Origin of the sequence: Fischerella sp. JS2, assembly GCF_032393985.1 — a bacterium.
Taxonomy (GTDB): Bacteria; Cyanobacteriota; Cyanobacteriia; order Cyanobacteriales; family Nostocaceae; genus Fischerella.
Genome location: NZ_CP135918.1, coordinates 647,145 through 658,826, shown reverse-complemented (window position 1 = coordinate 658,826; position 11,682 = coordinate 647,145). Strand labels below are relative to the sequence as shown.

The window sequence follows — 11,682 nt, the reverse complement described above, 5'->3', positions numbered from 1 at the left end:
TTAGTTAATAACAAATTTATCTTTTTAATATTTTCTTAATAAATGTCATAACCTGCCTAAAATACAAGATTTTACTATCTAATTTTCAAAAAAAATAAGTTCAAAATAATAACTTTTTTAGATTTTAGTACTAATTATAAATAAATTGTCAACTAAATAAACATCTACAAATTATCAACTGTTTTTTTATGGAACCGAATAGTTAAATAATAGACATGTACAAAAATATACTGAGTATTTATAATTTTTATACACTTAATCATCTACTTAATTAGAAGACGAATGATAAATTTTCCATTTTGTTGCTGGTAATTCTACTAAGTAGTATGTGACAGTAGCTAGTATGACTGATATAAACAGTGTTGCTACTAGTCTATGATAAAAAGCTTCTATAGGAGTATTCGATGTAAATATTGAATAAATTTTTCCTAAAATTGGCATATGCCAAATATAAACACCATAAGATAAATTTCCAAAAACTTCTAATAACCGGAGAGGATTTTTCAATACAGAAGCAAATGATAGTTTTTCATTTTTACTGTAAATATGATAATTATCTAATTCAAACTTAAAAATAAAAAAAGATGTGATAATTGCGGTTAATGGCTGAAAAATAAAGATAGTTGTGATTGTTCTCCAGCCACCAGGACGATTAGTTAATTCCCATAATTCTTGATGATATAAGTGATTAGCAGTAAATAGATACAGTAAAATCATCAAGATGATGGCTACATATTTTTGATTCCAAAGTAGCCTGTAATTAAATCTAGATTCTATGTTGTGAGATTTAGGCTTTTGATATTTAATTAGTGTATTTACTAAAAAACCACATAAAAATACATCAAGATTATTAAAGATGGGAGTATACCAATATTTAAATGCATATCCCATTTGGTGGTTTATTTGATGAGAGAAGCTAAGCCAAGATAACGTTTTGATGCAAAAGACTACTAATATAATTAAGATTGCTGTTACAATTACATGCTTTTGTTTGACGACTAAAGATTTGCTCAAATTATATATAAAAGGAACAAGTATATAAAATTGTACTTCTGTAGAGAGAGACCAAAAAACATCATTGAATGCTATAGGTTGAGATGCAATATAAGGATTATATGTAAAAGTACAAACCCGCAGTAGATATCCCCAATTCTCAAATTTCAGAACATCAGGATAAACAAATATAGATAAAATCAAAACAGCAAAATAATAAAGAGGTAAAATTCTAATAGCACGATTACGCCAAAAATTAATTACTCCTGTGACATCGCTAAGATAACGCTCAGTGTAAAAAGCTTTTCCCATTAAATAGCCAGACAAACAAAAGAAAATCCAAACTGCTACTGCACCATGACTAAAGATGAGCCAACTAAAATCATAATGTTGATAAATAAGTGCATTTCTAGGAGGCGCGCAATGGATAATTACTACCATTAAACAGGCAAAGCCGCGTAGAGCCAACAGAGCATCTAATCGATTGTGATTTTGAATAATCTTTGGTAAATACGAGTAATTTATTGATTTTTCCATTGATGCTTTTAAATCGGTGAACAGTTACCAGTGAATAATTTAATTTGATAACTGATAACTGATAACTGACTTAGCATGTTGCCAATTTGGCAAAAATATAGTTTTAAGTTTGTTGGTAGTTAGTGGTTAGCGGTTAGTAGTTTTTAGTATCTTCTACATAACCATACCTGACTTAAATCCAAAGCAAATCCTGGTAGTAAATTTTCTCCATTCAGTGTTTGAGGATTATCTAATTCCTCAATAATATTGCCAGGAGGGTAAATAAAAACCTTGTATTGTTTTATGTCAATCAACCAGCCTAATTGTGTTCCATTTTCGATGTATTCTTGCATCTTTTATTGTAAAATCTGCAAACTATCACTATCAGAATGTAATTCGATGACAAACTCAGGACAAATCGGTGCAAATTTTTTCCGCAACTCTACTGCTATAGCTTGCCAACGTGTAATTTTTATCCAGGCTGCATCTGGCGATCGCACTGCACCATTTGATACAATTTCTGTAGCTACGGGTGAGTTAGTCATCATAAGTATGCAAGTACGCTACCTGTCTTTACAATATCTCTTATGCGATCTAAGTTGCAAAATGGGTGCAAAAGCTTCACTCAATTAAAAATGAAAAGTGTAAAATTTATAATTTAATCCCCTAAATTTTTAATCTTGAATCTTTAATTTTTCAATCCGTAAGGTCATGACGGTGTCAGTAAAAAATACTAACGTGGTTGTAGATAACTAGTATTAAATTTAGACAAAATTAGATAAGTTCTTGATAGTGGAATCATGCAGACAGAATATAAACAGCGTCGGGAAGCATTAATGTCTAAGATTGGTAATGGTACTGCCATCTTTCGCAGTGCGCCAATGGCAGTAATGCACAACGATGTCGAATATAACTTTCGTCAAGATAGCGATTTCTTTTATCTAACTGGGTTTAACGAACCGCAAGCAGTAGCAATTCTAGCACCCCATCACCCACAACATCAGTTTGTGTTGTTTGTGCAACCCAAGGATAGGGAACAGGAAGTTTGGAGTGGTTATCGCTGTGGGGTAGAAGCAGCAAAGGAAAGATACGGCGCGGATGAAGCTTATCCAATTGCGGAACTAGATGAAAAACTACCGCAGTATCTTGAAAAAGCCGATCGCATTTATTATCGCTTAGGACGCGATCGCGCTTTTAACGATAAAATCCTCAATCATTGGCAACGCTTAATGCGGACTTATCCAAAGCGCGGTACAGGACCGATCGCGATCGAAGATACTAGTCCCATTCTCCACAGTATGCGTTTGATTAAAAGCCAAGCAGAATTGGAGTTGATGCACAAAGCAGCTGATATTGCAGTGGAAGCACATAACCACGCTATGCAATTTACTGCACCAGGACGTTATGAGTACGAGGTGCAGGCAGAAATTGAATATATCTTCCGCAAGCGAGGCGCAATGGGACCTGCTTATCCTTCGATTGTTGCCTCTGGTGTCAACGCTTGTGTACTACATTATGTAGAGAATGATCGGCAGATGCAGGATAACGAGTTACTGCTGATTGATGCTGGCTGTGCCTACGAATATTACAACTCAGATATTACCAGGACATTTCCTGTGGGAGGTAAATTTACCCCAGAACAAAAAATCTTATATGAGATTGTTTTGGCAGCCCAAAAACAAGCGATCGCTCAAGTGCAACCAGGTAATCCTTATAATCTATTTCATGATACTGCCGTCCGTGTTCTCACAGAAGGTTTAGTAGAAATCGGCATCCTTAAAGGTGAAATTGACAAATTAATAGAGGAAGAAAAATACAAACCATTTTACATGCACCGCACTGGTCACTGGTTAGGCTTAGATGTGCATGATGTGGGAGTTTACCAGCATGGCGACAACCCGCAAATTCTGCAACCAGGTCAAGTGGTGACGGTGGAACCAGGACTTTATATAGTACCAGATACCAAGCCAGCAGAAGACCAACCAGAAATAGATCAACGTTGGGTTGGTATTGGCATTCGGATTGAGGATGATGTCTTGGTGACTCCGACGGGAAATGAAGTTTTGACTGCTGGCGTACCCAAAGAAATCGAAGACTTGGAGAGTTAAAACTCTACTCACTAACGGGTAATCTATCTGTGTACCCTACGAGAAGCCACCTTTTGGGGCGTCTACATCGGTGTGTATCGGTGGTCGATTTCTAAAACTAACTCAGAAATATAAAGAAAATATTAAGTACATTTACTTATCTACCTTGGGAACGAAGGAGATCAGCAGGGGGCTTTGTCACAATTTAAGTAAAATTAAGATTTTTAAACTTTATTTACTTTAACAAACACCTAATTATGGTCTCACCTTTGAAAAATCCCTTGCCATCGGGAGAGTATGCGGCTAGTAAAGTCCTAATCTCTTTTTATAAGGACAGATGGATTCCCATTACCTTTTGTCGTTTCGTAGATGCGATCGCTTTACATCGTAAGGCAGTACAGTCAGGAAGCGAAATTTTTATTTTTCCACCGGATTGTAAACTTACTTAATGAAAAGAAAACTTTTAATGAAATGCAAGTGAACATAATTTATGGTATTGTCTTGGTTCTACCTTAGCAGGTCACTGAAGACAGCCTTGAGAACTGAATAACTGTTAAAACACTATTCTTGCGCCAAGTTCTTCCAACATCTGTTCCAGCAAATCTTCCATAACTTCCTGTTTCATCTGTTGCAAAATTGTTGGTCCACAGAGAAACTCTTTAATTGTAATTTTCTGCTCTCGAAAATCCCTGACAAAATCGCGGATATGAGAAATAACTTGAATTTCAGATTCAACTTGTCCTAACATCTGATCTATAGGATCAATTCCCTCTTTGGCGATTTTGCGACAATCAGCAACTATCATTCCTTCTGGGGTATTTTTGACTAAACGCAGTTCTCTTTTGATCGTCTCATATTGGGTTTTGAGGAATTCAGTTTCCTGTGCTAAACGATTACATTTGCGGGTTAAATCATCTTCATTGTTGCTATCTACAGATTCTCCCGCTTGATGTTGTCGTTCAATTTCTAAAAGTCGGGCTAAATCTCCTTCTTGGTAAGCTTTATTAATTTCCTTCATAATTTCTGTATGACGCATTTGCGTTTCATCATCAGTCACCTTATCAGGGTGAAATATTTCCGCTAACCTCAAAAATGTATTTCTAATCTTTCTCGATTCATCAGATTTACTTGTAGTGGTAAATTCTGAATGTTGTTGACGCTGATAATTGTTTTTTTGAGAAGAACCAAAAAACTCTTGCTCTTGATCATCTGTTTCAAACAGTTCATCTAATTCTGTGTCTGAATCATCGCGATCGCGTTTTGGACTAATAATTCCCGCCATCTGAAGATTTCGGTAAATTCCTTCAATACTTTTCTTGGTTTGTTTACCAAAATTTCTGGTGGCAAATATTTCATCAAATAATCTATGAATTTCTTCGTCAATTTCTGCAAGTTTTTTAAAGCTGGGAGTACCTCTATGAAATATTTCTGTAGCGAAAGAACGCATCTGTTCAACAAAATTATTCAGTTCCTTCTGTTTTCTCTTAATCTGTTTCAGCAGCCATTGGTGTTCTTTTTCTAGCGATTCTAGACGAATATGAACAGATGAAAGAGCTAGTGTAGTTGTGGCAGTAACAGGAGATCGGGAAGAGGTACGTCTAGCCATAGAATCAATAGGTTAAATTCAAGTTAAAGACTACAACCAAAAGTTATATTTAATAGTTATTAATTTATAATTCCTAATTATTAAACTCGTTTTTCTACCTTACTACTTTATGGCACTATGTAATTTCTGAAAAGTACAATCTTTTATTTTTATTTCAGAATCAGGTTAATAGCACGGCGAATATAGGCTGAAACGGGTTCACTTGTAGGTGAAAACACCATTGCATAAAGCATAATGCCGCTAATCAAATCAAAGACTAAATCACTATCTATATCAGTTTGAATTTCTTGTCTGGCTTTGGCACACTCAATTACAATATGAAAACCTGCTCGTCGTGGTTGTAAGTATTTTGTTTACGATGGTTGTATACTTCAATATTGGCAGTATTGCCAAGATTTTTACCAGCACTAGCTGTCATGTGGTTCAAAAACCGTGGTAGAAAAAAATTCTGGCCCTATTTTAATTACGAACCATTTTTTGAGCGTTCTTTATTAGACATTCGCCGAGAATTTGATATATTGCAGAACTAAACAAACTCATGAAAGGCAAGCACATTTTACTCACAGGTGGGACTGGTGGATTAGGTTTAGGCGTGACACCAGCAGTTTTAGCACAAGGTGCAGCAGCAATCACAATTCCCTATTACAACCCTAAAGAAGTCGAACGTCTCAAGGAAATTATCTCACCTGCTGAGATTGCCAGCATCAATTTTGTCTCTGCAAATTTAGCAGAAGAAGCTTCAGTAGAAAATATCATCAACCAGATGCAAAGGGTAGATGTGTTAATTCATCTGGTAGGTGGGTTTGCGATGGGGAAAACCCATGAATACAGCTTGGAGAATTGGCAACGGGATTTTGATTTAAACTTGACTACAACTTTCTTGGTTTGCAAACATAGTCTCAGGAGAATGTTAGAAAATGGCTATGGACGGATTGTAACTGTTGGTTCTAGAGGTGCTGTGGAACCAACGGGACAACTCGCGGCTTATTGTGCTTCTAAAGCTGGTGTGGTTGCACTAACGAAAGCGATCGCAGACGAAACTAAAGGTACTAATATTACTGCAAATGTAGTTCTTCCTAGTGTTATTGATACTCCTAGTAACCGGGAAGCAATGGGTGCGGAAAATGCTGATAAGTGGGTAAAAGCTGAGTCTTTGGCGCAGGTGATTTGCTTCTTAGCGTCAGAAGCTGCTAAGGATATTCGAGGTGCGGCGGTTCCTGTTTACGGGAATGTTTAAAACCCTTTGTGTCTTGGAGTCTTGGTGTTTCAATATTTTTTCACCACTAAGGCACAAAGACACGAAGTACGATTTTGTAATTATAGGGTTTTTCAACGCAGAGGGGCGCGGAGGGAACGCAGAGGTACGCAGAGTTTTTGGTAATTGTTAAAATTTCACAATGACTTTGCCGGAATTTTTACCACTGAGTAAATATTCAACTGCATTCGGGATGGATTCTATACCGTGAAATTGGGTTGGATCAATGGCTACTTTGAGTTGATTGCTATAGAACAGATTTAACAAGCGATCGCGTGCTTCGTTAGCGTATTCTTGATAAAGAGGCATGAGAAAACCGCGTACAGAGGCAGCTTTCCAAAAGAGTTTATGATAAATACGAGGTTGTGTGACTTGTTCTGAATCTTTGCCATATTCGGAAATAAAACCAACTACAACTAAACGTCCTCGGATTGCGAGATTTTCTACACAAGTATCAAAAACTTGTTTTCCGACACAATCGAAAATTAGGTTAATGCCATTGGGATATTTATTTTTGAGGACTTGATTGAGATTTTCGCTACGGTAGTTGATGATGCGATCGCAACCCAATTTTTGTAACAACTCTGCTTTTGCTTGTGATCCACAAGTACCGATCACATGATTACCTGCTAACTTTGCTACCTGTACCGCAATATGCCCGGTTCCTCCTGCTGCTGCTGTCACTAAAACCACTTCATTACTTTTCATTTTTCCTACTTGTTCTAATGCCACCAAAGCTGATGTTCCGGTAGGCATGAGAGTTAGTACTTCTGGTGTTGCTTGGCGAACTTTGACTACAAGATTGGCATCTATAACTTGGTACTCGCGATAACCTCCTCCCCGTACAGTAGTTACAACAGCATCACCTATTTGAAAATCTTGAATATTATCTCCTACAGCTACGATTTCACCGACAGCTTCTACACCTAAATCAAAAGGAGGAGTTAAGTTCACATAGGGAACTTTACCTTGGCAAAGTAAGGTATCAAAACCAGCATTGATACCAGCAAATTTATTTTGAATTAAAAGTTGATCACTATCAGGTTTGGGAACAGGAGTTTCAACAATTTCAACCGCAGATTTAAAATCTTGGCTAATTTGCTTTGCTATTAACCTTTTGTAGGTTTTTGCCTTCATTTCCAAATCTTAAGTTTAGCTTTTATTTCTATTATAGGTGCGTTACGGTAGATTATTGATTTCGGCTATCTTTTAATTTCTTGATGCCGTAACACACCCGATTTATTGTTAACTGTTCATTGATAAGGCTTTATCCCACTCTAATTGATGAGCTAAACCATACTTGATAAAATCTTCTTCTTTGGCTTTATCACTTTTACCAAAAACACCTAAACTGTAAGGATTATCTTGCATCCTTTGTGTCACTTGCTCTTTTTCAAACTGAATCGCTTCTTCTGTTGACCAATCCGGTTTAAAAAAGTCAACAACCAAGACGGTTCTATCATAATTAGTGTAATTATGCGGACAGTGGGGATAGCTATGATCTAAAACCATGAATTCCCCTTCATGCCAATAAAGCTGATCGTGACATATTTTCATCGCCACATCCCCTTGTGGCACAATCAATCCTAGATAACCACGATTCATGTGAGGATTATAGTTCACATGCAGCTTAATATCTAGGCCTGGATGGAATGTACCAAAATACACATTTCTGAGAATATTATCTTCGCTAAAGTTTACTTTTTCTATGACTTTAGCCAAGTTGGGAAAATATTTCTGTCTTAATGCCAGTGCTTTTTCTGATGCCTCATATAATTCATAATCAGGATATTTTATTTGATGTACTTGAATATATTCTTCAATAAACAAACCTTGAAATAAAATCCCAAAAGCACTATATTTTGCATCACCTTTAGTTTTAATCGTTTTACTTTTAGGGCCCAGAACATCATAAGTGAACTTTAATTCTTCATCAGATGCATTGTGAATAAAGTGTGTAAACTCATCTCTAATCACTTGCCAATTTTCTTGAAGACTTTTGAGAAAAGGAAATTGCTTTGGATTTAAATGATATTCATTAAAAGTTTTCATTTTATTTTCTCCTGAATATTCTTAAATAAGAGAGCATCTATATAGTAAGTATAAAAAATATTTTTAACGATAGAGTTAAGCGGCTGTAAATAACCTCGGCAATGCACTAAGATGTCTTGGTAGTCCGCTACAAGGGGCTTTAACTCAACTGCTATCTAGGGTGAGTCCTGTTAAGATGTAAGTCTCGAAATATAATTTTTCTTGGTATCTTAGAGTCTTGGTAGTGAAAAAAATTTTTTTAAAACATCAAAACACAAAGACACAAAGAAGAAAATAGTCTTGTTTTGTCTCAATGTTTCGCTAATTTTAGACCTCACAGGCTCTCAATGAACTCTTCGACTGTGACTTGCGCTTGCTTAAGAATGCTGCTCAATGTACCAACCTTAAATTCTTGATGCACAGGGACAACGCAACCAATCTCCCCTTCCTCGGTTGCTTTCTTCATTACCACATGACTACCAGTTTGAGGAACTTATTCGAATCCTAAACGTTCAAGAACCCGAATCGCCTCTTTACTTGAGATTCGTGGCAATTTAGGCATAGCTAACTTCAATACTTGTTATATACTTCAGGTAAAGGAAATTCCTCAAGATAAAGTCGTGTCGCCTCTCTCACTCCCTCAACCGCCTGTTCAATAGTTTCTCCCTGATCCACAGTGCCGACTTCTGGACACTCAGCTATGTACATATCCTCTTGTTTGTAGACAATCACTGTAAAGCTGCGGGTTTTCATAATTAACGTCAGCAGTAATTGAGCTTTAGTTAAAACAATGCACCAACTCCATCATGATAAAGCAGGTGTTGTTGAAATTAATCTTGCAACAGCGCATTCTTCTAAATTTTCTCACCCTTATAAAAAATAATTACATATTGATGGAATTGACCTGCGTTTCGATACGATGTTGAAAGTCCTAGCTAAACCAGGATATTTATTCATTACTAGTTAAAATACCAGCACCCGAAGTTCTGGATCTGAATTTTTACAAGGGTTGAGAAGTCTACTGTGTCTGAAGCCCCCCTATTAGATCAAATTGTCAAAAATGTACGGGTAGTTCGTCCCAATTACGATAGTGTCGAACTGCTGGATTTAGGTATTAAGGATGGGAAGTTTGCCCAAATTGCGCCTCATATTAGACCAGATGAAGGCAAAGAAATATTTGATGCCCAAAACTTGCTGGGGTTTCCTGGGGTTGTGGATGCACACATGCATATCGGTATTTATCAACCCCTTGACAAAGATGCAGTGACGGAAACCAAAGCAGCAGCAACCGGAGGCGTGACTACCAGCCTCAATTACATCCGCACAGGTCAGTATTATCTCAACAAAGGCGGCTCTTACAAAGATTTTTTCCCAGAAGTTTTGGCACTATCACAAGGGAATTTTTTTGTTGATTACGGTTATCATATTGCCCCAATTAGCGCCATTCATATCGATGAGATGCAAATGCTATTTGAGGAATATGGGATTGGATCGTTTAAAATCTTTATGTTCTACGGTGGCTATGGTTTGCATGGTCTTTCCGATCAACAAAATCTGTTTTTAATGATTAATAAACAGGAAAGGTATGACTTTGCTCACTTTGAATTTATTATGCGTGGTCTGACCAAATTGAGGGAATTATATCCCGAAGCAAGCGATCGCCTGAGTCTGAGTCTTCATTGCGAAGTCGCCGAAATCCTTAATGCTTACACTAAAATTGTCCAGCAAGACTCCAGCCTCACTGGTTTAAAAGCATACAGTGCAGCGCGTCCACCACATTCTGAAGGGTTAGCCATCTGCATTGCTTCTTACTTAGCGCACGAAACTAATTGTCTTAATATCAATTTATTACACCTCAGTTCTCGCAAAGCAGTGGAAGCTGCTTTAATGATGCAAACAATCTTTCCTCACATCAATTTCCGTCGGGAAGTAACTGTGGGACATCTTTTATTAGATGTAGATACACCTACGGGTAAATGGGCAAAGGTGAACCCCCCCATTCGTTCCCGTGCAGATGTAGAATATCTGTGGCAAGCTGTACTCAATCGTCAAGTTGATTGGATCGTCAGCGATCACGCCTGTTGTTCAGCCGAGAAAAAAGCCTCTCAGAAAGATCCGAATAATATTTGGTTAGCTAAATCTGGCTTTGGTGGCACAGAATACTTGCTTTCCGGTGTTTTTAGTGAAGGTAGCAAGCGTGGCATGTCCTACAATCATATGGCTGAGTTATTAAGCTGGAATCCTGCCCAAAGATTTGGATTGGGTTCAAAAGGTGATATTGCAGTTGGTTATGATGCAGATTTAGTACTATTAGATCCTAGCGAAACCTTTGTTGTCCGTGCTGCTGAGTCCGAGTCACAGCAAGGCTATACGCCGTTTGAAGGGATAGAGTTGACGGGAAAAGTCAAAACAACCTTTTTGCGAGGAAACAAAATTTATGATCGAGGACAGGTTACAGGTACGCCTACTGGACGTTATATCAACTTGAAAAAATAATGCGACACATATATTGCAGGTCGATACATTCACAATGTAAAGCGATGCATTCACAATGTAAGTCGATACATTAACATTGCAGACGGTGTATGTAAAAATTCATCAGCTTCTTCTTCAGGTGCGCGATCGCTTTTATTTTTACCTTTTAAATTGATCTAAACTAGGCTTTACTGCTAAACCTCATACTCTTTCTCAATCAAACATCATAAAGGAATTCGTGATGTCTACTCGCGAAGTGATTATTCCCAAAGGCATGGAAATTCTCTATGAAAAATTTCATTATTGCCCTGGTGTGAAAATTGGTAATACTTTGTATATTTCTGGACAGGTAGGCAGAGACGAAAATTTGCAAATTGTTAAAGGCGTAGAAGCCCAGTTTCTTCAGGCTTTTGAAAACGTCAAAAAGGTGCTGGATACAGCAGGAGTTACCTTTGATGATGTGGTAGAAATGATTACTTACCATGTCACTGGTGATGGCTTAGGAGAATTCCAAGCTGAAGCAGCTGCCTCTGGTAAACCATTACATATCATTCCATTTTTACAATTGTTTATGCAAGTCAAAGACCGCTATTTTACTAATAATTACCCTACCTGGACTGGCATTGGTGTTACTGGTTTATCTACACCAGGATTGATAGTTGAGATTAAGTGTACAGCTGTTTTGTCTTAATAGAAGATTGGCAGTGTGTAATTTTTAA

The 11,682-nt window shown here is 37.2% G+C and carries 10 protein-coding genes and 3 pseudogenes; 5 read left to right on the top strand and 8 right to left on the bottom strand.

Features of this window, described 5'->3' with window-relative positions; all coding sequences use genetic code 11:
- Positions 1-267 precede the first annotated feature (267 nt).
- Positions 268-1,530, bottom strand: coding sequence for an acyltransferase (locus RS893_RS02850; RefSeq protein WP_315789744.1), 1,263 nt, complete (start codon positions 1,528-1,530; stop codon positions 268-270).
- A 143-nt stretch (positions 1,531-1,673) separates the two neighbouring features.
- Positions 1,674-2,057 (bottom strand): annotated as a pseudogene (locus RS893_RS02845) (Uma2 family endonuclease).
- 252 nt (positions 2,058-2,309) lie between these two features.
- On the opposite strand from RS893_RS02845, the gene RS893_RS02840 reads away from it, so the two are divergent.
- Both RS893_RS02840 and RS893_RS02835 read left to right on the top strand, forming a co-directional pair.
- Positions 2,310-3,617 (top strand): aminopeptidase P N-terminal domain-containing protein, encoded by a 1,308-nt coding sequence (locus tag RS893_RS02840; protein ID WP_315789743.1) that lies wholly within the window; start codon positions 2,310-2,312, stop codon positions 3,615-3,617.
- 236 nt (positions 3,618-3,853) lie between these two features.
- A complete protein-coding gene (locus RS893_RS02835; protein ID WP_315789742.1) occupies positions 3,854-4,045 on the top strand; it encodes a hypothetical protein in 192 nt (63 codons plus the stop codon).
- A 104-nt stretch (positions 4,046-4,149) separates the two neighbouring features.
- Here RS893_RS02835 and RS893_RS02830 read toward each other — a convergent pair whose 3' ends face one another.
- Positions 4,150-5,202, bottom strand: coding sequence for a J domain-containing protein (locus RS893_RS02830; RefSeq protein WP_315789741.1), 1,053 nt, complete (start codon positions 5,200-5,202; stop codon positions 4,150-4,152).
- A gap of 149 nt (positions 5,203-5,351) precedes the next feature.
- Positions 5,352-5,540: pseudogene (locus RS893_RS02825) on the bottom strand (TetR-like C-terminal domain-containing protein); the annotation flags it as partial.
- Between the two features lie 200 nt (positions 5,541-5,740).
- Between RS893_RS02825 and fabG the strand changes: the two are divergent.
- Positions 5,741-6,439, top strand: a complete 699-nt coding sequence (gene fabG / locus RS893_RS02820; RefSeq protein ID WP_315789740.1) for a 3-oxoacyl-ACP reductase FabG — start codon at positions 5,741-5,743, stop codon at positions 6,437-6,439.
- Between the two features lie 147 nt (positions 6,440-6,586).
- Here the strand turns inward: fabG and RS893_RS02815 are convergent, their stop codons facing one another.
- From RS893_RS02815 to RS893_RS02800, 4 genes and pseudogenes are all read right to left on the bottom strand, one after another.
- On the bottom strand, positions 6,587-7,594 hold the full coding sequence (locus tag RS893_RS02815) for a zinc-binding dehydrogenase (RefSeq protein WP_315789739.1): 1,008 nt from the start codon (positions 7,592-7,594) through the stop codon (positions 6,587-6,589).
- 108 nt (positions 7,595-7,702) lie between these two features.
- A complete protein-coding gene (locus tag RS893_RS02810) occupies positions 7,703-8,509 on the bottom strand; it encodes an aspartyl/asparaginyl beta-hydroxylase domain-containing protein (protein ID WP_315789738.1) in 807 nt (268 codons plus the stop codon).
- 313 nt (positions 8,510-8,822) lie between these two features.
- A pseudogene (locus tag RS893_RS02805) lies at positions 8,823-8,969 on the bottom strand (type II toxin-antitoxin system HicA family toxin); the annotation flags it as partial.
- An 89-nt stretch (positions 8,970-9,058) separates the two neighbouring features.
- Positions 9,059-9,241 (bottom strand): type II toxin-antitoxin system HicB family antitoxin, encoded by a 183-nt coding sequence (locus tag RS893_RS02800; protein ID WP_315789737.1) that lies wholly within the window; start codon positions 9,239-9,241, stop codon positions 9,059-9,061.
- A gap of 270 nt (positions 9,242-9,511) precedes the next feature.
- Between RS893_RS02800 and RS893_RS02795 the strand changes: the two genes are divergently transcribed.
- Positions 9,512-10,984: an amidohydrolase family protein gene (locus RS893_RS02795; protein WP_315789736.1), complete on the top strand. Its 1,473-nt coding sequence runs from the start codon at positions 9,512-9,514 to the stop codon at positions 10,982-10,984.
- A 220-nt stretch (positions 10,985-11,204) separates the two neighbouring features.
- Positions 11,205-11,654 (top strand): RidA family protein, encoded by a 450-nt coding sequence (locus RS893_RS02790; RefSeq protein ID WP_315789735.1) that lies wholly within the window; start codon positions 11,205-11,207, stop codon positions 11,652-11,654.
- The last annotated feature ends 28 nt before the right edge of the window (positions 11,655-11,682 follow it).

What these genes read in the sequence shown, in the direction of transcription:
- RS893_RS02850 (WP_315789744.1), bottom strand. Translation starts at nt 1,530, where the DNA reads ATGGAAAAATCAATAAATTACTCGTATTTACCAAAGATTATTCAAAAT.
- RS893_RS02840 (WP_315789743.1), top strand. Translation starts at nt 2,310, where the DNA reads ATGCAGACAGAATATAAACAGCGTCGGGAAGCATTAATGTCTAAGATT.
- RS893_RS02835 (WP_315789742.1), top strand. Translation starts at nt 3,854, where the DNA reads ATGGTCTCACCTTTGAAAAATCCCTTGCCATCGGGAGAGTATGCGGCT.
- RS893_RS02830 (WP_315789741.1), bottom strand. Translation starts at nt 5,202, where the DNA reads ATGGCTAGACGTACCTCTTCCCGATCTCCTGTTACTGCCACAACTACA.
- fabG (WP_315789740.1), top strand. Translation starts at nt 5,741, where the DNA reads ATGAAAGGCAAGCACATTTTACTCACAGGTGGGACTGGTGGATTAGGT.
- RS893_RS02815 (WP_315789739.1), bottom strand. Translation starts at nt 7,594, where the DNA reads ATGAAGGCAAAAACCTACAAAAGGTTAATAGCAAAGCAAATTAGCCAA.
- RS893_RS02810 (WP_315789738.1), bottom strand. Translation starts at nt 8,509, where the DNA reads ATGAAAACTTTTAATGAATATCATTTAAATCCAAAGCAATTTCCTTTT.
- RS893_RS02800 (WP_315789737.1), bottom strand. Translation starts at nt 9,241, where the DNA reads ATGAAAACCCGCAGCTTTACAGTGATTGTCTACAAACAAGAGGATATG.
- RS893_RS02790 (WP_315789735.1), top strand. Translation starts at nt 11,205, where the DNA reads ATGTCTACTCGCGAAGTGATTATTCCCAAAGGCATGGAAATTCTCTAT.